We start from the raw sequence: 23,376 nt of genomic DNA, 5'->3' as shown, positions 1-23,376 counted from the left end.
ACGTAGCTTCGCACTGCATATCCCCGGTACAGGCACTGAGCGTGCCGGTTTTTGAGGTCGCTATACCGTCGCCAACTGTCTGACTACGGCGGCGGTGGCGTCTTCCACGGATATGCCGCCCTCGAACGTACAGAGCTTGGGATCGCCCGGACACTGTTGCGAGCAATAACCGTCAACGGGGAGTAGAATTTCGGCGCGGTTCCCTTTGGGCCCCCAGAGTGCCGGCGAGCAGGCTGTAAGGGGACAGAACAGATTCACGGTCGGAATTCCAAGACCCGCCGCGAGATGCATGGGCCCCGTACTTGCGCTCACGGTCACTGACGATGCATCGATGCAGGCCATGGCGAAGCGCAGGTCATTGCGGGGCGCGGGAATGAGCACGCGCTCCTTTCCGGGGACGTCAAACAAGGGTTGCAGGACGCTCCCGTTCTTCGAAAGCAGCACGAGGATTTGCGTATCGTCGGTCTCGCGAAGCACGCGCTCCGCGAGCGCGGCGTAGTTCTCCGGCTTCCAGTTCGGCGCCGAACCTCCGCTTTCGGGATGGAGCGCGACAAGTCGGTGCGACTCCCGCCAGCCCGTCGCCTTCAGTTCCGCGACGGCAATGTCCTTTTCCTCCTGTGTCAGATACAGCTCCAGGGAAAGATCGTCCGTACGAACACCCAGACGACGGGCGAGATCGAGACAATAATCTGCTTCATGACGCAGCGGAATATACTTATTCCTGCTGACGCGGCGTGTGAAGGTAAGGTACTGATACAGCTTGTTTCCAACCCCGATGCGCGTCCGTATACCGGCGAGAAAGGTCATCCATGCATGGCGTTCCGATGGGAGCAGCATCAGGGCTGTATCGAAATCATGTTTTCGCAGCATGCGCAGCCGGTCGAAAAATCCTCTTTTGCCGGCATGCTCGTTTTCATAATCGTCGAGCAGAATCGCGTCGAGATGTGGATTGTGCCGCAGCACAGGTTCCGTAGACGGACGGACAAGTACCGCCAGGAATGCATCGGGAAAGTGATGGCGCAACGCCCTGATCGTCGGCGTTGCCAGTGCGACATCGCCTATGCGGTCGGGACGTACGACGAGGATACGACGTCGCCGAGGCATTACTCCTCTCTCCCGTCACCGCCGCGCCGCTGCATTTCCCAGAGATAGATCAGGACGTTGAGTTTGTTCGAGGCATGAATGAGCGCCACGATATATCCTTCCCAACCATCGAGAAAGCCACGCTGGAAGACGTATTTTTTCAGAAATTCTATGGGCGGACGCAGCAGAAAATCCAGAACACCGATACGCCGTCGCGTGGCCTTTTCCCGGGCTTCATACAAAGCGTAATCCAGGTTTTTTCGCAGGAGCCGCCTGACACGCGGAAGGGTGTAGTGGAGCATGGGCGATTGGAGTTCTCCGCGACGGCCCCGCACATCGAAGCCCTCATGCACCAGTCGGTTTGTAACGACGGTGGCCGATTTGCGAAACAGGCGGAGTTGGCGGTCGGGATACCATCCCCCATGCCGGAGCCAAATATCGTTGAAATAGTTTTTCCGCGGTATGGTGTACCCGTCACAGGCACCGGTATCCGTGGTGACACGGAGAATCTCGTCACGAAGCTCGGATGTAGCCCGTTCGTCGGCATCGAGACTCAAGACCCATTCACAGGTTGCGAGGTCTAACGCATACTGTTTTTGCGGTGCATACCCCTGAAACTCCCGGAATTCCACTCGGGTCGCGTAGAAACGAGCGATTTCTTCAGTTCTGTCCGCGCGGGAGGAGCAGACGACAATGCGTTCATGGGCCCAGGATACGGATTCGAGGCAGGCAGCGATGTTTTTTTCCTCATCGCCGGCAATGATGATAACGGAAAGTGCGCCGTCTGTTTGCGTGGCAGTTTTCATTCTCCCAAGATACGAAAATCGCAGTGGAGGGGGGAGGGCTTATTCCTCGTACAAGCCGATGTCGTTGGTTTTGAGCATCAGAAGATCCAGGTCGCCATGACCGTACGATCGCGTACTGCCCGTGAGCAGATAACCGTTGTCGCTGGTGATGACAACCGCTGCGGCACGATCGCGCCTGTTGCCGCCAATGAGACGCGTCCAGAGGACGTTCCCGTCACGGCTCACCTTGGAGAGCACGATATCGGAGGCGTCGCCGCTGTAGGGATTGGTATATCCGCATACGACAAAGTTGCCATCCGCCGCTTCGTCTATACCGGTACCAAAAGCATTGTCGTGCAGAATGGTATTCACGGTGACATCACCCGCCGGGTCGAGACGGACGAACAGCATATTGGAGTTCTGGGAATTTGGTGGCATGGAATACCCGATGACCGCCACGCTGCCGTCAGCAAGCGTATGCAGACGCGTACCGATGTTGCTCTGGGCGCCACTGATGCTCCGGTCCCAGAGGATTTCACCACTCGGGGATGTTCGGAATACCCACAGCGCGCTGCTGCCGGTTGTTGCGGATGTCGTTGCGCCGGCCACCACAAAGCCGCCGTCCGCAAGTTGATCCACCGACGCGGCGATGTCGCCATCCCTGCCGCCGTAGAGCTTATTCCAGATCTCATTGCCTAGTTCATCCGTACGCAGCAACATCGCATATTTGCCGCCGGTAAGGGACTGCTGAGATTGTCCGGCGACAATGTAACCGCCGTTGAAGCACTCGCGGACATCCAGGCCGTAATCGTAACTCGTCCCGCCGTAGGAGCGGTTCCAGAGCATGGTTCCCTGCGCGTCGGTTTTTATCAACCAGATGTCGGTGAAGCCATTGGTATAGGACTCGGTGGTACCGACGATGATGAAGCCGCCGTCGGAGGTATGCTCGACGGAATAGGCCTGATCCTCGTACACGCCACCAAAGGTTTTTTTCCAGAGAACGATGCCTTCGGCATCGGTACGGACAAGCAGGACGTCAATTGACGCGGTATGCGCCATCCAGGTGCGTCCCGCGAATATGAATCCCCCGTCGGGTAGCTCCGACACGTCGAAACCCTCGTCATACTCACTGATATGCAGCGTGTTGAGGAAATATTTCGATGGTTCCGCTATGCGCCGCCGCGGCGTATCCGGATCGGTTGGAGAGGCGCAGCCGACGAGCAGTGCGGCAATGGCACAGAGCACGATGGCTGGCGCGACCCCATGCACTGGTCGGAAAGGATTCGGGACCTGCGTCGTCGTCCGGCCGTTCAGCGGCGATGGTGCGCGCGATTGTTTCCTGTCTGCAATATTGTCGTGCATTGTCATCATTGCATGTTTGTACAGAGGCGTTTCAGAACAAGACGGAAAGGCCGTAGGTGATGCCCGCGCGCTTCGATGTGAACCATTGCTCCTGATACGGGAAGGCGAGCAGCGCACCCTCGAGACCAATATGGAAGCGGACGCGATTATCGGGCATGTACATCAATCCGAACCCGCCTTTCAGCAGGGGCCAGAGTTCGAACGTTGCTCCCGCACTGATCGAGGCATAGGGTTCAAACCCTGCGAGCGACTCGATGCGCCCCATGCGCTGTCTGACGGTTGCGATGAGCCAGGAGGAGCGAAGATTTTGCTCATAGCGGACGTATTTCCCGTTTTCCATGCCGCTGTAATGCTGAGAAAACGCTTCCTGTCCGTATTCCAAACCAAGATCGGTATGCTCGTCAGGATAGAACACACCGATGGCCATGTTTTCCATCCAGGGAGCAGGATTGGAGGGGATGGTGGCTCTTGGGAAGGAGGAGGCCGTCGTTCCCCGGATTTCGATAGTGAGGATATCCGCGGCGGAAAGCGCCATTTGTTGGGGAAAGGGCGCCGGACCGTCGCGATAGCCGCTGAGCTCGTCCCGTTGCCCGCTCGCGACAGGCAAATCGTTCACTGCGGTGAAACCTTCAGAAGGATGCGCTTCAGGTCGCAGGCTCTCTTGTTCATCCGGTGCTTCGGACGTGCCTGCGATAGGCGTCTCGAGAGCATCGGTTCGGAAGGGGGTGGGCACATTGCCGGATTCGACGGAGTGATTTTCCGCAGTGCTGACAGAGCCGTTTTCCGGGGATGTCTCTCCTTCCAACGGAGTGTCCGTCGAAACGGCTTCGTTGTAGACCCCTTGAACAGGTGATGGTTGGACCTGCGATGCCGGGGATGCCGTCCGTGCATCCACGAATTTCATCGAAGGCAACGAACGGGGTGGATGTGTGTTCGGTGCCGGATCCGCCGCCAGTGTCTGCGGCGTCGGTGCCGCGACTCCGGACTGTTGGGCGAGAGAAGCGTTCTCGAACGATGTGTTGTTTTTCTGTATACCGAGAATGATCACGGCAGTGAGAAAAGCAGCGGCGGCTGCGGAGGCGATTGGCGACCAGAACGTCGCGAAAAACGGAAGCACGCGCGTGCGCGATGATCTGTGTTCGTCGGCGGGGAGTCCCAGTCGCTCGAAAAGCTGTGTCCCCAATTCGGCCGGGGGGGTCGCCTGTACGCCGTATCGCAGGGCTTGCCTGCGAATGGTCTGGAACTGGCGAAGCCGCTCGCGATACACAGAATCGGAGGCGAGCAACGAATAGAACTGTGGCTCCTGCTCGGTTGGAAGTTCGCCGTCTATCCAGGCGTGCAGGAGATCATCGGCTGAGAGTGTGTTGTGCGTGTTCATGGCTTCTGTCGCTGCGTATCGTTTTCGTATTCTGCGATGTAGGGTTCGAGTATGCCCCGAATGCGTTCGCGGGCGCGAGTGACACGTATCCGAATGTTGCCGGGAGTGGTTTCCATAACCGTCGCGATTTCCTCATAGGGCAAATCGGCGAATTCCCGCATGTAATACGCCTCCCGATAATCATCGGGCAGCAATTCCATTGCCATTCGGATCAGATCCAACATCTCCGTCTTTTCATGCGGCGGTTCCTGCATGGCGTTCTCGGCCAGCTCAAGTCCGACCGTAGGTCTGCGGTCACGCTGTATGTTCAGCCAGAGATTTCTGGCGATTTTTATCAGATACCCGGAAATATTGCTGATCTGCCGCTGCTGCAGAGCACTCTCATACAAGCGCGCGAACGCTTCCTGAAACAGGTCGTCTCCTTCGTCTCTCCGCCAGGCCAGGCACTTGCAGTAGGCGTACAACTGACCCGACAGGCGTGCGTACAGCTCACGGAAAGCGGCTTCGCCGTTCTTTCCATCCGCCGTCATCGAATACAATTGTGCATCCGTGTAATCAACAAAGCGGGAAGTGCCGGTATGACGTGTCTGTTTCGGCAATGGTATCTGCTGCGGGCTTAGGCCGCATCGGGAATAGACACATGAACGTCACGTTTGTTTCATGTCAGCGGAATATAACAGATCCATCGCAGATCACAAGCCCGGGAGGCGTGACGCCTGGGCCACCGGCTACGGGATGTTCTGTTTCGATGCGGTGAGCCCTTTCCTGTACGTGGACTGCACGCTGTGCCACACGATCAGATCGTGTGGCGCGTCTCTGCTGCTCCGGCCGGATTCTGCTGTGATCGGTGCTCGCTGAACCGGGGGATCTCCGCGACGGGCCGATCTTTGCTTTCGTTCGCCTAAAAAAGTATGGCCGCCATCAGAAATTCCGATGGCGGCCAGGTACAATGCCGCTGCAATCAGAGAAGGATCAGGAATCGCTGAGATGGCGCTTCATGTGCTGCATGTAGTATTCGAACAGGCCAAGGCGCGATTTCATTCCGCCTGCGACGCCATGATCACCATTCGGGTAAATGCGCATATCGAATTGCGTACCGGCCTCCAGAAGCAGGTCCACAAGCTTCATTGCGTTCTGCACGTGCACATTGTCGTCCAATCCGCCGTGAATAATGAGCAGCTTTCCCTTGAGCTTATCGGCATGTTCGAGGCAGGACCCGACCCGGTAGCCTTCGGGATTGTCGTCTGGCCGCTGCATGAAGCGCTCCGCATAAATGGTGTCATACAATGTCCAGTCCACGACCGGGGCGATGGCTGTTCCGGCGGCAAAATGGTCGGCGCCAAGCATCATCGTCAGTGCCGCCATGTAGCCGCCATAACTCCAGCCCCAGATACCGATGCGCTTGCCGTCCACGTACGGAAGTGTGGAAAGATATTTCGCGGTTTCGATATAATCGTTGGCTTCCCACTTCCCGAGCTGTTTGTACACAGCGTGCTTGAAAGCGGTACCGCGACCACCGCTGCCCCGGTTGTCCACCTGCACGACGATGAAACCCTCGTTCGCATACCATTGCTGCATGGTACCAGGCCAGGAGTTGTATACCGCCTGTGTACCGGGGCCGCCGTAGACATCGAAAAAGACCGGATACTTCTTGCTTGGATCGAAATCCGGCGGCTTGATCATGCTCGCGTCGAGAGTGAGTCCATCAGCTGTGGTTACAGTGAACAACTCCTTCTTGCTCCACGCATAGCTATCAAACACAGCCATGTCCACCGCGCCGAGGGATCGTAGCTCTTTCCCGTCGCCGTCGAACAGTGCGCGTGTGCTTGCCTGGGCCGTATTGGACCACGTGTCAATGAACAAATTGCCACCGGGACTGACCGCAACGGTATGTCGTCCTGCTTGTGCCGTCAATCTTTTTCGTTTCCCGTTGTCGATGTTCACGCGATAGAGGTGACGTTCGAGCGCCGAAGGCTCCGTCGAGACGTAAAACACCGTTTTCTCGTCGGCACTGATACCTGCGACTTCAGTAATTTCCCATTGCCCGGATGTGACTTGCCGGAGCAGTTTCCCGTTGTAGTCGTACAGATAGAGATGGTTGAAGCCGTCCTTTTCCGATAACCAGAGGAAGCGGTCGCTTTTCTTCAGAAAATTCAGATAGTGAGCGTCATCCACGTTTATCCAGCCGGTGGCGGATTGTTCTCTGTGCACGACGCGGGTTGCGCCGGTGCGGACGTCCGCGAACAGCAATTCGAGCTCGTTTTGCAGTCGATGCATCCGGTAGAGGCACAGTGTGTTCGCATCGCGCGTCCAGGCGATACGGGGGACATAGATGTCGGTTTCGTTCCCAAGGTCCATCCAGCGGATTGCGCCGTCCGCGATGTCGATGACACCGATTTTCTCGATCGGATTTTTTTCACCGGGCTTGGGGTAACGGATGCGGATGAGGTCCTGATACAACGGCATCCAATTCGTCATGGTGAACTCACGTACCTGCCGTTCATCTTCCTGCCAGAATGCGATGCGCTTGCTGTCAGGCGACCAGCGCCAGCCGTCAACGATGCTGAACTCCTCCTCGTACACCCACCCGAAACGGCCGTTGTACACCGCCTCGCGTGCGTCGTTCGTCAGCTGCCGTTCCTCACCTGTTTCGAGATTCATGATCCAGATATTGTCGTTGTACACATACCCCACCCATGAACCATCCGGTGAGACTTTGACATTCATCACACCGGATTCGTGCTTCGGAACGGGAATGAGTTTTTTCAGCTGCGTGTCGTATACGGCGTACTCACCAATCGTCGAACGTCGCCAGATAGGACGCTCCTCGACGGTAATCAGCATGAAGCGCTCGTTTTCCTCCCAACGGTAGGCCTGAAATTTCTTGTCGGGCAGGGGAAGGTCAGCAATATTCAACAGCACCTGCTCATCACCACTTCGCGCATCAACGCGCATGATGGAGCGCGATCCGCTTTCACGGTCCGATTTGATGTAGGTGTACTGTGTGCCGTTTTGCATCCACTGAAGATTGACCATGCGTGGTGGTGAGAACGCGGGATTACCGAAGACGTCACGCAGGGTCACCGCCTTTTTTTGCGCTGTGAGCGGTACGGCAAGGAGCAGCGCGGCCAACAGGACAATCATCGTCCCAATTTTTGTAAGCTTCGTCATGCAAACCTCATGTTACTTGGCATGTTTCGATTGTTCGATATCAATGTGGCAGGGTTGCGAGTTGTTCTTCCGTCAAACGGTAGAGGAACCATTCGCGAAGATGTACGGCGCCCAGCGCGTCGTAGAAACTCTGTGCGGAGGTGTTCCAGTCCAATACCGTCCATTCCATGCGTCCGCAGCCACGCGTTCGGGCAAGCCCGGCTACGTGCAGGAACAAGGCGAGTCCGGCTTTCTGCTTACGGTACTCGGGAAGGATGAAAATATCTTCGAGATATTGTGTGGGTTTTGCGAGAAAACTGGAGTACGTCTCAAAAGTAATTGCGTACCCGACCGGCGTGTCATCGATCCATGCAAGAAACGCTTCGAAGCGCTGCCTCGTGCCGAGCCCATCCTCCAGAAGGCGCTGTTTGGCGGCAGCGTCGGGTCGTGCGAGTTTTTCGTAATCGGCCAGTGCGTCGATGAGCGCGAGAAAATGATCTGCATGCTCGTGCGCGAGCGAAGTGATTCGCACTGCGGAGGTGTCAACGTGTTTCATACGCTGCGTTGTTCCAATGTGTGGAGAAAATGCGCCGCATCGAGGTGTCGCCGGCGTGCCCGCTGCATCGCCGACGCGACCAGCAGGGAGAGGATCATTGCGGGGAGAGAAAACAGCACGGTACCGACAGGAAGCACCGGTGTGAACAGGATTTGTACAATGAGCATCACGGAAAAAATGCCGGTAAAGGCGAACGCGGCAATACGAAGAAACAGATATTGTCGTGCTTTTACGAGCAACCAGTCGCGTCGTACGGGTATCGGGGCCTCGCGCAGCAGTGCCGGCAGCATGCGCGCCGCTGCAGATACATCCGTATCGCCTGTCTCTGTCAGTCGGTGTTTCATCTGCGCAGGGGTCCCGTCATCGGAGAAACAGGTTTAATCCGGCATCGAACTGCAAACTCAGCTCCGACGCACTGTTGCCCCGGGTCCGTATCGTCTGCAGTGCGGGTCCGAATCGCATAAACACGCCCAGGGAAGGCAGGGGAGAATACTCCGTACCGATGCCCACGCATGCGATCCACCGCTGTTGGTCGATGCGTGCGCCATCGGCAGTGACCCAACTGCCCTGCACGAAGATGAGCGGACTGACGGGAGCGTCGCGATGTGTGTACCAGGATGCCGCGAGCGATGCGGAATATCCCGCAGTATGCTTCACCTCGTCTCCCGCCTCCAGCAGCTTTATGCGTACCAGGCCGAAGGATGCTTCGGTGGAAAATTGGTCGAGGATAAAACTCGTTACACCGATCCGCGCTCCGTTGGAGACCCCGGCGGACAGGAGCAGGCCGACATCGCCCGCACGCCGGCGCTCCTCTGTCTGGGCTTCACAGCGGTACGCATGCAGATGGGTCGTGATGATCAGGAGAGACAGTGCGAGAATGGTGCTGTATGAATCGTGCATGAGATCTCGTTCATCGTAAAATTCTAATATACGAAAGCGCGGTATTCCGGATGCGCGGATGAGAGTTTTGTGTATATTGGAAGAGAGTCTTTTTTATTCAATTTGGAGTAATCATGCATTTCGACGACGCGATGAAGACCGGCTTTTTGAACATTTCCGAAGAGGAAGCGACCAAGGTGCTCGAAGCCATCTTCGACAACGACGACGCCGAAGCCCGTCTCGATGCGGGCGTCGCGCTGCTCGGCACATTCGTTCCCCAGGACAAACTCGAACAGGTGATCGATCTCGTCGCGATCATTCTTGACGCGAACGAAGAACTGGACAGCCTCGAGGGTGGCGAAGGCGAGGACGACGACGAGAACTGATTCTCACGCATTCTTGTCGCATCACTCCCTCGTGGGTGTGCTGTCAGGAACGGTTGTTTCTGAGACCGCCTGCCACGACGGAGGGTTTACATCGAGCATATGGAGACGTGTCTCACCGGGTAAACGGTGACGGTGCGGCAGCAGTGTTGACACAGCGGTCTTGTCAGTTCCTATCTGTACTGATGAAGACCGTTGTGCCTTTTTATTTACTCCCGTCAGAAGATGCGTTGCTCCGGTGCATACCGTCTGTGGAAAGCGGAGGTGGAGAATCGGTGAGCAAACTGCAGAATGCATAGAACCGTCATGGATGTTGGAGATCAGTCCTCGATACTTCGTATCCCGGAGTCGTGGCCCGTGGTGCTGAAGCACTATTTCGGCTTGGATACCGGTGACTCCGCTCTGCTCAGGCGCACGGCGGATGCCGTACAACGCTTGTCCGCACACCTGAACGACGTTCAAACGCGCAGGAATCAGCGTACGTTACCCTATCTTTCGGACCCAGCGCTCAGAGCGGCATACACGCTCTACTACATGACAGCGAATATGCTCAAACTCCACGTGCCACTCGGCGAGATAGCCCTTGCCGGCGTATTTCGGGAGAGGAGCGACTTGAGCGTCATCGATCTGGGGTGCGGTCCCGGTACCGGACTCGCGGGACTGGTATCCTGGCTGCCTCCGGACTGCGATCTCTCCTATACTGGTCTGGATGTGCTGCCGCAAGCTCTCGATTTCACGGCGACCTTGGGTGTCGCCCTGAAAAGCGTTCTCCCGGGATTACACCTGTCGACGATGCGAGCGGATATCTCCCGCGTGCGGTCACATTCTGCTTCCTATGATGTGGTTCTGATGATGAATGCACTGAATGAGATCCCGGACAATGCGCGGAGTGTAAACGCCCTGTTACGGCAGATGACCAAGGTAAACGGGTGGGTGGTGCTCATCGAGCCCGCCCTGAGAAGCACTTCGCGGAGACTGCTGGAGCTTCGGGATACGTTGGTGCATGAGGGCTGGACGGTGTACTCGCCGTGTTTTCGTCAGCAGCACTGCCCGGCACTGGAAGCGCCACAGGACTGGTGTCATCACGAGGCGGCGTGGGAGCGACCGGAGTATATCAGAACCATAGATCACATGCTCGGTATGGTGAAGTTATCCCTGAAATTCAGCTATCTGGTTCTGAACCGCCACGGCGCGACACTGGCCGGACAGCTCGATACGGCGAATCCATGCCGCGTCGTGAGCGAGCTGGCAAAGGAAAAAGGGAGGAGCTGGTGCTTTGCCTGCGGCGAACAGGGGCGCGTCCGTCTGCGCAGGAACACCCGCGACGCCAGCGCGAGCAACGCGGCGATGGATACCCTGAACCGCTACGATATCATTTCGGTCAACAATGCGGAAGCACGCGGGGATGGACAGCAGGTATTGCCGGAAACGGTCGTCACCAGACTACGGCCCGCATCACCTGATGGTTAGAGAGACACCGTTGCTCAACTCAAGATCGTAGCGCCTGATATTTCCGACGGGGTGGCTGTTATAATTCCATGCCACATCAACATGCAGCGCGAGAAAGGTCGTCAAGCGAACCATGACCGAGGCTTCCAGGACGAAGCGGTGATTGGCAGGCTCGTCGAACAGCGGCTGAGCGTATGCTACAGTGCTTAACGTAACACGTGTATCCAACGAGTATATGAGTGAAAGATAGTTTGTTGACCTCAGGCGGTGGAATACCACATCACGTTCATCCGCACCATACAACTCATGCTCGTACATCGCACCCACTCCAACGAATATTTGCAGCGCATCACCGCCGGACGAATCGCCTGCGAGAGGGATGCCCAGACGCACGCCGCTGCCCGCGAGCGTGCGCTGCTTGAGCAGAATGAACTGATCGTATTGGAGCTGCGTGAAGCCCTCCAGTATCAAGTTCTTCCGCACATTCCACATAGTGCGGAGATGCGCAAACCCTTTGTTGCTGATTTTTCCTTCACCACTTTCACGCATATCATACGAGGCGACGAGGAAATGGTAGCTCTCATCCAGCATGAGATCGCTGCGGCCCGAAGCGGTGAAGGAAAAATACTCGGAATTCCCCCGCACCAGGCCGGTAGCCGCAGATACGGAAACGGCCAGTCCGCGACCGCTGTCGGAACTGCGGAGTTTCTCGGTGTTTACCTGCGCCACCGCCTGCATCGACAGGAGCAGCGAGAGCGTGATGAAGGAAAGAGGTATACTCACAGGAACGGTCCGTTTCGTGACTTGGGCTGTATCCTGCAATGTACGATGACTGAGGCCGAGGAGGAATGCTTTTTCTGTACGCACGGATGGTATAACGGCGGGAGGGCCGGGATTGAACATCATTCCCGACGTCTGAGTATTCGTTTCGGGATTGGAGCTGAGCACCCGATGATGCATTTTGCATCATGACAGAGCGTGTAACTCTTCAGGAATCCTACAGTTACTGCCTTCGGCTTGCCAGACGGCATTATGAGAATTTTCCCGTCGCATCCCTTGCGATGCCACGCAGATTGCGCCCGCACGTGGCGGCGGTGTATGCTTTTGCGCGACACGCGGACGATCTCGCCGACGAAGGAACTGCGTCACCCGATCAGCGGCTGGAGGATCTTGCGCAGTGGAGGATGCGGCTCGAACAAGCCTGTCAGGGGAGGGGCAGCGGCCACGTGTTTACGGCTTTGGCCGATACCATCCGGAGCTTCGATATTCCGGTGCAGCTCTTCCATGATCTTCTGGATGCATTTACCCAGGATGCCGTGACAGAAGAATACGAGACCTTCGGGCAAGTTCTCGAATACTGCCGGCGTTCCGCCAATCCGGTGGGGCGCATTGTTCTCGCGCTGAATGGTATTTTGAGCGAGCGAACCGCACACCTGTCAGACAGTCTCTGTACCGGATTACAGCTTGCCAATTTCTGGCAGGATGTATCGGTCGATCGTCTGAAGCCGAGGATATACATCCCCAAAGACGATTTGGCCCGATTCGGCGTTGCATCTGCCGATGTGCTTGCGGGCAGGGACAGCACCGGATTGCGGGCGTGCATTGCGTTTCAGGTGGATCGGACACGACGATACTTCCTTGACGCACAACCGTTGTTCCGTTTACTTCCGTGGCGGCTCGGTGTGGAGATTCGCGCCGTCTGGCATGGTGGTTACAGGATTCTTGAAAAAATTAAAAAACAAGAGTATACTACCGTCTCTCATCGTCCCACACTCGGTTACGGAGACTATACTTCCATGGTGTATCACGCGCTTCTGAAAGATTCGCATCATGCCTGAACACGATATCACCACCGATATTACGCGGAAAAGCAAGACAAACTTCATGCTTTCCTTCGCGATGTTGCCGGAGGAAAAACGCGAAGCGATACATACGGTGTATGCCTTCTGTCGCTATACGGACGATATCGTTGATGAGGGCGGGACGAGCGACGAAAGGAGTGCGCATCTCCAGAGTTGGAAAATGGAGCTCGAACGAGGCTTTCTCGGTGAGAGTACTCATCCCCTCCTCAACAAACTGCATACGATAGCGACGCGCTTCAACATCCCCGCGCAGCATTTCTTCGATTTGGTGCGCGGCATGCGCATGGACCTGGAGAAAGATCGCTACGCCACGTTCGACGAACTCTACACCTATTGCTACCACGTTGCATCCACAGTGGGGTTGATGTGCAGCGAAATCTTTGGGTACAAGAACATTCGTACCCGACAGTACGCCATCGATCTCGGCATAGCGCTGCAACTGACCAATATCGTGCGCGATGTTCGCGAAGACGCCGCCAACGGCCGGGTGTACATTCCTCTGGAGGATTTTGATCGTTTTGGATACACGACGGATCAGCTTCTGCGTCTCGAATACAACGAGGAGTTTGTTCGCATGATGCGCTTCCAGGTGGAGCGAGCAAAGACCTATTATTCGAAAGCACGTGTGTCCCTCGCAGAGGAGGATCACGGCGCTTTTTTTGCCGCCCGCATCATGGACAAAATCTATTTCCGCATCCTGGAAAAAATCGAACGCAATAATTTTCCTGTATTTGATACGCGGGTATCACTGACGGGCTTTGAAAAATTCCGCATCGCCGCCTCGGAGTATTTCAGCCGAGCCCCCCTCCAGTACGCTTCTCCTGTATGAAGCGTGTCATCGTACTGGGTGCCGGCCTTGCCGGACTCTCGGCGTCTCTCGGACTCGTGGATGCCGGCTGTGACGTAACACTGCTGGAAGCCCGGCCGCACGCGGGTGGCCGGGCCTTTTCGTTCACGGACCGGATTTCCGGTGAGGAAATAGACAACGGTCAGCATGTACTGATGGGTTGCTACGTTGCCACGTTACGCTATGTCGAACGCATCGGCACCGGGGCTCTGATCCGTCGTTTGCACGGTCTGTCGCTGGCGTTTCGACACGCGAATGGCGAAAGCGCCCGACTTGGTGCCGGGGCATTGCCGGGATCCCTGGGCATGGTGCAGGCCCTGCTCCGATACAGACTGCTCTCGCTCCGGGAGCGCTTGGGAATTGTTCGCACGATGGCATCGCTGCGCTTCTTCAGCAGCGAAAGAGCGGCTGCGCTGCATGAGGTGGACTGCCGCACGTGGTTGATGTCACTTGGGCAGAGTGAACGGGCGATGGAGTGCTTTTGGACTCCGGTCGTGCTTGCCACACTCAATTCCAGCCCCGCAACAGCATCAGCGGGGTATCTCTACACCGTGTTGCGTACGATATTTTTTTCCGGGAAAGATGCAGCCGATATGTTGCTCCCTGAAGTCGGTTTATCGAAACTGCTCGTCCGGTCTGCGGAAGAGCGACTTGTGGAACGCGGAGCGCGAGTCGCATTGCACCAGACTGCGGAGTGCCTGGAAATATCCGGGCGAAACACCATTGCTGTACGGTTGAAAGGAGGAGAAATGCTGTCCGCGGACGCGATTGTGAGCGCTGTTGCGCCATGGTCTCTTTCGCGCCTTCTCCCTGACGTTACGGAATTCGACACATTGCGCCGTACCCTCGCGCTGTTCGAACCGTCCCCCATCCTTTCCGTTCACGTATGGCTTGCGCGCGATCCTTCCATCCCGGTGATGACGGGCGCGCTGGGAACCGCGGTTCAGTGGCTTTTTCCGAAAGGGCGCGACGCTGATGGCCGCTGGAGGGTGTCGTGTACGATATCCGCCTCGGATGCCCTGCAGGACAAGCATCCGGACGACATGCGGGCCTTGCTCGCGCATGAATTGCCACTGCTTATCCCGGGTTTGTCCGCCCAGGATATCCTTCGCATTCTTCCTGTGCACGAACGGCGTGCCACATTCCTGCCATCAACGGGAATTGATCCCCATCGCCCGCTCCCGCGAACGGAAATACCAGGTTTGTATCTGGCCGGCGACTGGACGGCGACGTCTCTGCCTGCAACTATAGAGGGTGCGATCTTGAGCGGAGAAGCGGCCGCCCGCGCTGTACAGCAGGATTTTTCCCTGATAGAAAATTCCCGTTAACCGACCGCACTTGAGAACTTGAGTCGAGCGTCGCACCTCGCCACCGCCTCCGCTCCGAGTGGCCGGCGGTGGAGTGATCGTAGGTGATGCTCCGGCGGACAGGAATTCATCAACCCATCGCGCTCTGTTTACCCCGCAAGGAATCCCATCGCTGGTTGATGGACACCGTCCCATGATGCAGAACGGCATACCCGGTGAAATCACGCCGGATGACGCTTTCCCGCTGTTCATCCATGGTGCGGATGACCCGTTGTTCGAGCTGAGCGGTTGTGGTGCTCCTGTCCGGCAAATCGGGGGCATAGATGCGCCAGGGTTCACCGAAAGAGACGAGGATTTCAGGCGCTTCCTCTCCAAGGAATTCGTAGCGGAACGCCACGGGAATGACATAGGCATCCTGCAGGGCGTAGAGCAGGCGCGAAATCCCGTTGAAAAATCCGAGTGGGCGCTGTTCCACGGAAACTATTGAACCCTGGGGATACATCCAGAGTACACGCGCCGTGCCATGCAGCAGCTCAGCAGCATAATCAAGACTGCGCAACGCCGACCGCGCGTCTTCCCGAAGCACGGAAAAACAGCCCACACCGCGGAAAAAGCTGTACCGCGCAAGCTGCTTTTCTTCCATCATGGCGTAGGCATCATGCCGAAAATGCCCATACGAAAGAATCAGGGGTACGACGGCATCCCACCACGAGGAATGATTCGCGATGAATACTATTGGCAGGGTTTCTCTCAAACTCGTTGTGCTCCCATGCCAGCCCGGTACCGTGGCGGCTCCTTTCACACGCAATGCACGGAATCGCTTTCGCAATTTCCGTCGGAAGTACCGATACCAGAAGGCCTCTGTGAGTGCGGATTTCCTTGCAGTGATCATGCGGAAATGTTGTTGGAAACTCTTGTGTTACCAATATTACTTGTGGGCATCCGCAATAATATAGCGGATCGCCGAGCTCTCGCAAAAACCTGAAAGGAATGCAGTGGAGAAGAAACGAATCGTCGTCGGTATGTCGGGAGGGATAGATTCCAGTGTTGCGGCGGGTATCCTGGTCGAAGCCGGCCATGATGTGATCGGTGTTACGATAAAAACGTACAACTATGACGACATAGGCGGTAATGCGGCCAACGATACTAGTTGTTGCTCACTTGACGGTATCAATGACGCCAGGGAAGTGTGTGCGCAACTCGGCATCCCGCATTATGTGTTCGATTTTTCGCAGCCATTCCGCGAGAATGTCATTGACCGCTTCATCGCAACCTATATGGAAGGTAGTACGCCCAATCCGTGCGTCATCTGCAACCGGAAGATCAAATGGGAGGAACTGATTCGCAAGGGGATGGAGATTGGCGCGGATGTGGTGGCCATGGGGCATTACGCGCGACTGGGCTTCGATCCCGCGAACGGACGCAGGTGGATATCACGTGGAAGAGACAGCGCCAAGGACCAGTCATACGCACTCTGGGCCGTGTCGCAGGAGAGCCTGGCATGCACGGTGTTGCCCCTTGGAGATTGGACGAAGGCTGAAACCCGTGCATGGGCCGAATCACGTGGTTTGCGGACCGCCGTCAAGCGCGAAAGCTACGAAATCTGCTTCATTCCCGATAATGACTACACCCGCTTTCTTCGCGAAAATGTGAAGGGCCTGGAACAGCGTGTAGCCGGCGGCAGCGTACTCTTTGAGGGAAAAGAGATTGGTCGGCACGACGGCTACCCGTTTTATACCATCGGACAGCGCAGGGGTCTCAACGTGGCTGCCGGAGAGGCGCTGTATGTGACAGGTATCGACGCTGCGTCGAACACCGTCACCGTCGGTCGAAAAAACGAACTGCTCCGGCGCAGCTGCGTCGCGGGGGACGTCACCATGCAGAAGTACCCCTTCCCCGAAGCTCCGGTCCGTGTTGAAGCGAAAATTCGCTACAAAGATACTGCAGCGCCGGCGACCTTGTATCCGCTCGGGAACGGCCGCATTCGTATCGAATTTGACGAGGCGAAGAGCGCCATTACGAGAGGTCAGTCAACGGTGTGGTATGACGGTGAAGACGTCGTCGGAGGAGGGGTGATCGAGGAAGTTCCTGAATGATCACGGACCTGAAGTGGGGTTGAACGCATCCTGCATACAGCAAATGCGGAGTTTCCGCGATCTGGTTCAAACACCTTGCAGTTCCATGCGGCGGGCGTGAAAACCCGCGAAAATCCGCTCCAATCCGTTTTCATCCGCGTGCGTATGCTGAAAAAAATAAAGCAGGTACGTCGAAACGTACCTGCGTGTATTCTGGTGAGGATTGTCCGGGAGCTTGTCAGGAGAGCAGATCCTTGACCACCTCGCGTTCGGCAAGGAGTTCCTCAACGGTTTTCGCCACTTTGTCCTTGGCGAAATCGCTGTGCTCGAGACCCTGCACGATACTCCAGTTACCGCTGCCGTCGCTCACGAGCGGATAGGAGAAGATGAGCCCCTCGGGTATGCCGTAACTTCCGTCGGAAACGATGGCGGCGGAATACCAGTCGCCGTCCGGTGTTTTTGCACGAAGGCTGCGAACATGGTCAATGGAAGCATTCGCCGCACTGAAAGCGGAGGAACTGCCGCGCGCGTTGATGATTTCCGCGCCACGCTGTTGTACTTTCTTGATCATATCCCCCTGAAGCCACTCCACGTCGGAAATGACGTCGCGTACAGGTTTTCCACCGATTTTCGCGTTTTCGGTGTCGGGATACTGCGTCGCCGAATGATTCCCCCAGATGGTCATGTTCGTGATTTCTGCCACGCCGACACCCGCCTTCTTCGCGAGCTGCGCGGCGGCGCGATTCTGGTCCAGCCGGGTCATCGCCGAAAAGCGATCGCGCGGAATATCCTGTGCGTTGTGCATTGCGATCAGCGCGTTCGTATTGCAGGGATTGCCGACGACGACGGCACGAACGTCCGTGGCGGCTTTCAGCAGGGCTTTCCCCTGACCGACGAAAATCGGTCCGTTGTCACGGATCAAATCGTTGCGCTCCATGCCCTTCGTACGCGGTTTGGAGCCGACAAGCATCGCCCAGGAAACGCCCTCGAAAGCGACGGCGGGGTCGTCGGTAATGTGAATGCTGTCCAGCAGCGGGAAGGCACAATCGTCGAGTTCCATGACGACGCCCTCCAGGGAGGCCATGGCGACTGGAAGTTCGAGGAGACGCAAGGATATACGGGTGTCGGGACCAAGTAACTGGCCGGAGGCAATACGGGGAAGCAGAGCGTATCCGATCGCTCCGGCGGCGCCGGTTACGGCAACAGAAACGGTGTTGGACATTGGGGACCTCATGTGTTCAGGTGCAAATACTATGGATAATTGGGAGTTCCGGAATCGGAAATGAATGCTACTCAGTTTTTTGTTCAATTTCAAGTGCCGTATCTTTTTTTTCGCGGAAAAAATTGTGAAGGCCCATGCACATTGAACATTCGCTCCCTCTGCAGCTTCAACCAGCCCATCGGTCATACGTGACGCTGCTCGTCCTTTCGCTGCTGCTCTCCGGCGGTATCGCGCAACAGACTCTCTTCGCCCAAACAGCTTTGCTGCATCGTTTCGATGTGTCCGAAAAAAGCGCGTCCGTTAAACGACTCCCTTCTGCGCTTTCCGAAATTTCAGGACTGGCACTCACCTCCGACGGTAAACTCTATGCGCACAACGATGAAGCGGGGCGCATCTATGTGCTGGAACCCTGGAGCGGTAAGCAGATCAGGAGCTTCGATCTTGGAAGGGGGCTTGCACGCGAGGATTTCGAGGGAATAGCGGTAGCTGGAGAGCAGATCTGGCTTGTGAACAGCGCCGGCACGCTCTTCGCGTTCAGCGATCCGGGCACAACGGGAAACGCGAAGTATACGGTGTACAAAACCGCTCTCTCACGTCGAAACGATGTCGAGGGGCTCTGCTACGATCCTGTACGAAACGAACTCCTGCTTGCCTGTAAGGAATACGCCGGTACCCGAACGGTGGGGGACAGAGCGGTGTGGGCATTTTCCCTAACCGACAAACGATTGAAATCCGCACCCCGCTTCGTGCTTTCCCGTTCACAACTCGGCCGTATCACCGGGAAAAACGATAACGGATTTTCCGGAATCGAGCGCAATCCGCAAAGCGGCACATTTTTTCTGCTCAGCTCCAAGGGACAGTATCTCGTGGAGCTCTCCGCCGAGGGAGCCATCCTCGGACACGCACGCTTGGCGAAAAAGGCGCATCCGCAACCGGAGGGAATCACCTTTCTACGGGGTGGAGAGCTCGTAATCGCGGATGAAGGAAAAAAAAATGGGACATTGACGCTGTATCCCATGTCGAAGCGCTGAAGCAGCGCACGAGCAGTGTCCGCTTCATTCGCCGAAGTTGCTGCTGATACTCGTGAGGTACTTCTCGAGCGCCGGGAGTCCGCACAATTCCGCAGGGGAGTACGGAAACACCGCGAATGCCTCTGCTGCGGCGGGAGACCCGGCGGCATCGGCTTCCATCTTGTTCAGAAGCAAATGGACGGGGGAGAGGTCCAAGGCCGCCATCTCGCCTTGAATCCGTTTCGCCTCTTTTGCGGAAAGCGTATCGGGATTTCGCACAACGAAAAAGGTCGTTCTCTTATCGCGAAACAACGCCTCGGCCGAATGCGCGGTTTCACGCTCGACTTCGAGACGACGTACTATCCTGTCTGTCTCAATGACCCGCCTGCCGAGCGTCACTGTGGTGATCATCTCCTTCCGTTCAAGCATGGCCCTGCGCAGTGCGATGAGTTGTTCGAGCCAGATTCGGGAAATGGATGGAGACGCGAGGAAGCGAAGCGTGAGTGCCGTCGGAGGCATATCGAATACAAGAGCATCGAGCCCGGAATGCCGTTCGAGCAGCGTGCGAAATATCAGGGTCATCGCGTACTCCTCCAGTCCGGGTGAGTGGCGCAGCACCGAAAAATACCCATCGAGATTCAGCGCGGTCAGATAGCGGTACGAAGCGCGCACCTGCTCCTCGATGTCGTGTATATACCTCTTGCTCCATTCCCGGATGTCGGGTTCACACACCAGCAGACCATCCGCGCAGCGAACTTCTTCTTCTCCGAGCTCGCGTTGAAAAATGTCGCCCAGATTGTGTGCGGGATCCATGGAAATCAGCAGCACCTGTCCGCCGCGCTTTGCCTGCGCGAGGGCGTAGAGCGACGACAACGTGGATTTTCCAACGCCGCCTTTGCCGGTAAAAAAAGACAAACGCGGAGCCATCATCCCACCGAAAGCGATGAAAAGAGCTTCGAAAGGGGCGTGTGAGCTGTTTCCATCCTATCCAGCATCATCCGCAATTCCTCCTCCATGAGCGGCAGAAGGCCGAGACCGATCTCCGGTGGAGGGGTCGGCATGCCAGTCGCACTGCCGAGAACGAGGAGCGCAAAGATGTGACGCAATTCCTCATATTCCCATTGCACGATGTCCACCGCCTTCCCGCGCTGCACCGCGTCGAGGGTCGCAAGTGCCTGACGTAATGCATCGAGCATGTCTGTGAGTGATTTCATAGTCGGACGCGGAATGTGTGTGCGTCCGCGGACAGCAGCCTGCCGGATGGAAAATGCGCGTAGGCCGCATACAGTGCCATGAGCAGGATGGCGGACGTGAAAAGGAGTGAGAGTCCGAGGAGAATGTCGGCGAGCAAACACCATGCGGGAAAGGACGCCAGCACAATGGCATTGTTTTCGAAGCGGAAAAACGCATCCGGCGGCACGCTTTCCCGCGTCCGATGCGCACGGGAAAACAAGATGCGGTACATCATCGGCAACGCAAGCCCTCCCGCTGCGGCGAGGCAGAGCAGGACTACCGCGACCGCGGGAGAGTCCTCGCGGAGCAACGGTGCAAGCAGACCCGACTCGCGCAGATACTGTGCGACCAGCGAAGCGCTGAAAGGAAGCGCCATGACGACTCTCCAGGTCCGTATTAACCGTCGTCGTATGCGTTCGTGCATATCACGATTCCGATGCGATGGTTGCGGACATCTTTTGCGGTTGCAGAAACGCGCGGACGCCTTCGATGATAATCCAGACCACAATCAGAACGATCACCGCATTGATGATCTGAAGCAGGATGTTGTTGGATGCGCCGTAATCGAACTGATTCAGAATGCTCGCCCACAAGGTCATGACGCTCATGAACACCGCCGGAATCCCCGCTGTGATCCATTTCAAGCCGCCCCGCTGCCGCAAATACAACGTCACGATGATAAGCGCCAGGGCGGCGAGCGTCTGATTCACCGCTCCAAACAGAGGCCAGAGGCTGAGAGCGCCCTGTCCATCCGCACCTGAAGCGAAGGCGAGCAAGGCCGCGGTGATGACCGCGAAACCTGTCGCCACCTGACGGTTCCCGAAGGCGCGTACGTGCAGACCCGTAAACAACTCGGTCACCACATAGCGCTGTATACGCGTGGCCGTGTCCAGTGTCGTACCGGCGAAGGAAGCGACAAACACCCCCATCAGCACCACTGCCAGGTCCCGCGGTATTCCGATTGCCCCTATCATGTTCGCCGATCCGTCCACGAACGCGGTGATCTTCGATCCCATGCCCTGCGCCGCTGCCCAGGAGGAGTAGAGACTGCTCCATGCCGCCGTCCCGGTCAACACGGTGCCACTGGCCGCATCCTGCAAACCGAGACCGATACCGGCCGCGACAGCGATGATGACCACGGTGGCGAGGGCGCCCTCAACGAGCATGGAGCCATAACCGACAAAAAGAGAATCACTCTCCGATCGAACCTGCTTCGCCGAGGTGCCTGAAGAGACGAGGGCATGAAATCCGCTGATCGCCCCGCAGGCGATGGTGATAAAAAGAAAGGGCCATAGCGGTGGTGTGTCGGCGGGTGCGGCCTGAAACGCGGGTGCGACCACTTCAAGATTCATGGTCAACGCTGCCGCTATGGCTCCAAACACGAGAAGACCCATGGCAATGAGGAGCTGATACGCATTGATGAAATCTCTCGGTTGGAGCAATGTGGTCACCGGCAGGGTGGAGGCGATCCAGGCGTATGCCAGCAGAACAAGCGTCCACATCCCCGTCGGTGGTATTCCCGCGATGACCGGCAAATCAAGAGGTATCCAGGCACCGAGCACCATGCTCAGATACATGAGCACGACCGCCGCGAATGAGGAGCGCGCGACACTCCAGCCGCGACGGTACATGCCGTACCCAAGCGCGACCGCGATGGGAATCTGCAGCCAGACCGGGACGACGGATTCGGGAAACATGTGAAAAATCACCGCGATAACCATCCCGAAAATCGAAATCACTATCCAGAGTTCGAGAAACACGATGATGAAGAAGAGGTAGCGGGTCCGGCTGTTGACGTATCGTGACGTGTAATCGGATATGGATTTTCCCTGATTCCGCATCGAGATGATCAGTGATCCGAAATCATGTACGGCGCCCATCACGATGCTTCCGACAAACACCCATAACAGCGCCGGGGCCCATCCCCAGATGATGGCGATCGCCGGTCCGACGATCGGTCCCGTGCCCGCAATCGAAGTGAAATGATGTCCGAAAATCACTTCCTTGCGTGTCGGAACGAAATCGATGTCATCCCGCAGAGCGACGGAAGGCGGAACTGTCTGGTCATTTATAGAAAAAATCCTTCGTCCGATATACCGGCCATAGAACCGGTACATCAGCAGATACCCGACGAAGGAGCCAATCATGATCAGCATTGCCTGCATCGCAACACGCTCCGATGGTGTGGAAAAGATCGCTGCCCGACCGGGCGGCGGAAACAGTCCGCAACTTACGATTTTCCCCGGGAAGAGAGAACAGAATTCTCCGAAGAGCAGCGAAGCGTTTGTCTGGATGTTGTGACCGGCGGGGTGCTGCTTCGGTGCGTTACGGATATCCTCGCACGGGGAAATCGTTGCAGAATCATGAGGGAGTCATTACATTAAGTTCAAACGATCCACGCGCTACCAACCCCGGAGTCTGCTGACGTCCGTGTTGAAAAAACAACGCGAGCGCTTGGAAAGCAGATTGAATAATCTGATATTTGAAGATGCGGCGAATGCACATGCAGCCGCCGAACCTTCGCCGGAACAGCCGGCATGAACCGTTGACCGAACCGGATGCACTTGCTACGACGACGATTCGTCTTCCATCCTTTCCCGCACCGAACTTCCGCCCGCGCGCTGCCGTGGCGGGGCGTTCAGGCATGTAACGCATTCCCGGTATTCGTGTCTAGCTAATATGCGCACAATCGCTCTGGCATCGTTACGATCCCGAGGCTTGGCGCAACTGGTTCGTAAGCTCTCAAACACTGATTGACTCCCCGGCCGGATGCATGGCACATCCGGTGACACTGA

At 56.8% G+C, this 23,376-nt stretch carries 24 protein-coding genes; 8 read left to right on the top strand and 16 right to left on the bottom strand.

The genetic code is table 11. From position 1 onward, the window contains the following. Positions 1–60 precede the first annotated feature (60 nt). The 9 genes from M5R41_04710 to M5R41_04670 form a co-directional block, all read right to left on the bottom strand. Complete coding sequence (locus M5R41_04710; GenBank protein ID MCZ7555688.1) at positions 61–1,104, bottom strand: glycosyltransferase family 9 protein; 1,044 nt, start codon at positions 1,102–1,104, stop codon at positions 61–63. Then, positions 1,104–1,889 carry a glycosyltransferase family 2 protein gene (locus tag M5R41_04705; protein ID MCZ7555687.1) on the bottom strand — a complete coding sequence of 262 codons (786 nt, stop codon included), beginning with the start codon at positions 1,887–1,889 and terminating at the stop codon, positions 1,104–1,106. The genes M5R41_04710 and M5R41_04705 overlap by 1 nt, the downstream gene beginning before the upstream one ends. Before the next feature lie 39 nt (positions 1,890–1,928). Continuing rightward, entirely contained in the window at positions 1,929–3,230 is a 1,302-nt protein-coding gene (locus M5R41_04700) for a hypothetical protein (GenBank protein MCZ7555686.1), read from the bottom strand. A 31-nt stretch (positions 3,231–3,261) separates the two neighbouring features. Further along, positions 3,262–4,608, bottom strand: a complete 1,347-nt coding sequence (locus tag M5R41_04695; GenBank protein ID MCZ7555685.1) for a hypothetical protein — start codon at positions 4,606–4,608, stop codon at positions 3,262–3,264. After that, a complete protein-coding gene (locus M5R41_04690) occupies positions 4,605–5,207 on the bottom strand; it encodes an RNA polymerase sigma factor (protein ID MCZ7555684.1) in 603 nt (200 codons plus the stop codon). The genes M5R41_04695 and M5R41_04690 overlap by 4 nt, the downstream gene beginning before the upstream one ends. A gap of 373 nt (positions 5,208–5,580) precedes the next feature. Further along, positions 5,581–7,779, bottom strand: coding sequence for a S9 family peptidase (locus M5R41_04685; protein ID MCZ7555683.1), 2,199 nt, complete (start codon positions 7,777–7,779; stop codon positions 5,581–5,583). A gap of 40 nt (positions 7,780–7,819) precedes the next feature. Next, the gene (locus M5R41_04680; protein MCZ7555682.1) at positions 7,820–8,314 is read right to left on the bottom strand and encodes a GNAT family N-acetyltransferase; all 495 of its coding nucleotides are present in this window, start codon (positions 8,312–8,314) and stop codon (positions 7,820–7,822) included. Further along, positions 8,311–8,658, bottom strand: a complete 348-nt coding sequence (locus tag M5R41_04675; protein MCZ7555681.1) for a hypothetical protein — start codon at positions 8,656–8,658, stop codon at positions 8,311–8,313. Before M5R41_04675 ends, M5R41_04680 begins: the two co-directional genes overlap by 4 nt. 16 nt (positions 8,659–8,674) lie before the next feature. Next, complete coding sequence (locus M5R41_04670; protein MCZ7555680.1) at positions 8,675–9,214, bottom strand: hypothetical protein; 540 nt, start codon at positions 9,212–9,214, stop codon at positions 8,675–8,677. A gap of 113 nt (positions 9,215–9,327) precedes the next feature. Here M5R41_04670 and M5R41_04665 point away from each other — a divergent pair, with 113 nt between their 5' ends. Together M5R41_04665 and M5R41_04660 are read left to right on the top strand one after the other, a co-directional pair. Beyond that, positions 9,328–9,579: a hypothetical protein gene (locus M5R41_04665; protein MCZ7555679.1), complete on the top strand. Its 252-nt coding sequence runs from the start codon at positions 9,328–9,330 to the stop codon at positions 9,577–9,579. Positions 9,580–9,867: 288 nt separating this feature from the next. Further along, positions 9,868–11,046 (top strand): small ribosomal subunit Rsm22 family protein, encoded by a 1,179-nt coding sequence (locus M5R41_04660; GenBank protein MCZ7555678.1) that lies wholly within the window; start codon positions 9,868–9,870, stop codon positions 11,044–11,046. Here M5R41_04660 and M5R41_04655 read toward each other — a convergent pair. Beyond that, on the bottom strand, positions 11,032–11,808 hold the full coding sequence (locus M5R41_04655) for a DUF481 domain-containing protein (protein ID MCZ7555677.1): 777 nt from the start codon (positions 11,806–11,808) through the stop codon (positions 11,032–11,034). The genes M5R41_04660 and M5R41_04655 overlap by 15 nt on opposite strands. A gap of 185 nt (positions 11,809–11,993) precedes the next feature. Here M5R41_04655 and hpnC point away from each other — a divergent pair, with 185 nt between their 5' ends. From hpnC to hpnE, 3 genes are read left to right on the top strand one after another with little or no spacing between them, the layout of a single operon-like run. Then, entirely contained in the window at positions 11,994–12,863 is an 870-nt protein-coding gene (gene hpnC / locus M5R41_04650) for a squalene synthase HpnC (protein MCZ7555676.1), read from the top strand. Further along, positions 12,856–13,716, top strand: coding sequence for a presqualene diphosphate synthase HpnD (gene hpnD / locus M5R41_04645; GenBank protein ID MCZ7555675.1), 861 nt, complete (start codon positions 12,856–12,858; stop codon positions 13,714–13,716). The genes hpnC and hpnD overlap by 8 nt, the downstream gene beginning before the upstream one ends. Continuing rightward, positions 13,713–15,062, top strand: a complete 1,350-nt coding sequence (hpnE, locus tag M5R41_04640) for a hydroxysqualene dehydroxylase HpnE (GenBank protein MCZ7555674.1) — start codon at positions 13,713–13,715, stop codon at positions 15,060–15,062. Before hpnD ends, hpnE begins: the two co-directional genes overlap by 4 nt. Before the next feature lie 109 nt (positions 15,063–15,171). On the opposite strand, the gene M5R41_04635 is transcribed toward hpnE, so the two are convergent. Next, the gene (locus M5R41_04635; GenBank protein MCZ7555673.1) at positions 15,172–15,933 is read right to left on the bottom strand and encodes a lysophospholipid acyltransferase family protein; all 762 of its coding nucleotides are present in this window, start codon (positions 15,931–15,933) and stop codon (positions 15,172–15,174) included. Between the two features lie 103 nt (positions 15,934–16,036). Here M5R41_04635 and mnmA point away from each other — a divergent pair, with 103 nt between their 5' ends. Continuing rightward, complete coding sequence (gene mnmA / locus M5R41_04630; GenBank protein ID MCZ7555672.1) at positions 16,037–17,137, top strand: tRNA 2-thiouridine(34) synthase MnmA; 1,101 nt, start codon at positions 16,037–16,039, stop codon at positions 17,135–17,137. A 217-nt stretch (positions 17,138–17,354) separates the two neighbouring features. Here mnmA and M5R41_04625 read toward each other — a convergent pair whose 3' ends face one another. After that, the gene (locus M5R41_04625; GenBank protein ID MCZ7555671.1) at positions 17,355–18,338 is read right to left on the bottom strand and encodes a malate dehydrogenase; all 984 of its coding nucleotides are present in this window, start codon (positions 18,336–18,338) and stop codon (positions 17,355–17,357) included. A 134-nt stretch (positions 18,339–18,472) separates the two neighbouring features. Between M5R41_04625 and M5R41_04620 the strand changes: the two genes are divergently transcribed. Then, on the top strand, positions 18,473–19,369 hold the full coding sequence (locus M5R41_04620) for an SdiA-regulated domain-containing protein (protein ID MCZ7555670.1): 897 nt from the start codon (positions 18,473–18,475) through the stop codon (positions 19,367–19,369). Between the two features lie 24 nt (positions 19,370–19,393). Here M5R41_04620 and M5R41_04615 read toward each other — a convergent pair whose 3' ends face one another. Genes M5R41_04615 through M5R41_04600 form a run of 4 tightly spaced genes read right to left on the bottom strand, consistent with a single transcriptional unit; the run spans position 19,394 to position 22,746 of the window. Next, positions 19,394–20,263, bottom strand: a complete 870-nt coding sequence (locus tag M5R41_04615) for a TRC40/GET3/ArsA family transport-energizing ATPase (GenBank protein MCZ7555669.1) — start codon at positions 20,261–20,263, stop codon at positions 19,394–19,396. Between the two features lie 11 nt (positions 20,264–20,274). Next, positions 20,275–20,562, bottom strand: coding sequence for a hypothetical protein (locus M5R41_04610; GenBank protein MCZ7555668.1), 288 nt, complete (start codon positions 20,560–20,562; stop codon positions 20,275–20,277). Next, positions 20,559–20,957 carry a hypothetical protein gene (locus M5R41_04605; GenBank protein MCZ7555667.1) on the bottom strand — a complete coding sequence of 133 codons (399 nt, stop codon included), beginning with the start codon at positions 20,955–20,957 and terminating at the stop codon, positions 20,559–20,561. Before M5R41_04605 ends, M5R41_04610 begins: the two co-directional genes overlap by 4 nt. A gap of 49 nt (positions 20,958–21,006) precedes the next feature. Beyond that, the gene (locus M5R41_04600) at positions 21,007–22,746 is read right to left on the bottom strand and encodes a carbon starvation protein A (protein ID MCZ7555666.1); all 1,740 of its coding nucleotides are present in this window, start codon (positions 22,744–22,746) and stop codon (positions 21,007–21,009) included. Here M5R41_04600 and M5R41_04595 point away from each other — a divergent pair. Next, entirely contained in the window at positions 22,727–22,882 is a 156-nt protein-coding gene (locus M5R41_04595) for a hypothetical protein (protein MCZ7555665.1), read from the top strand. The genes M5R41_04600 and M5R41_04595 overlap by 20 nt on opposite strands. Positions 22,883–23,376: the final 494 nt, after the last annotated feature.

The sequence above is a fragment of the Bacteroidia bacterium genome, from assembly GCA_027493955.1.
Taxonomy (GTDB): Bacteria; Bacteroidota; Ignavibacteria; order SZUA-365; family SZUA-365; genus JAOSJT01.
This window is presented reverse-complemented; position numbering and strand designations above follow the sequence as displayed.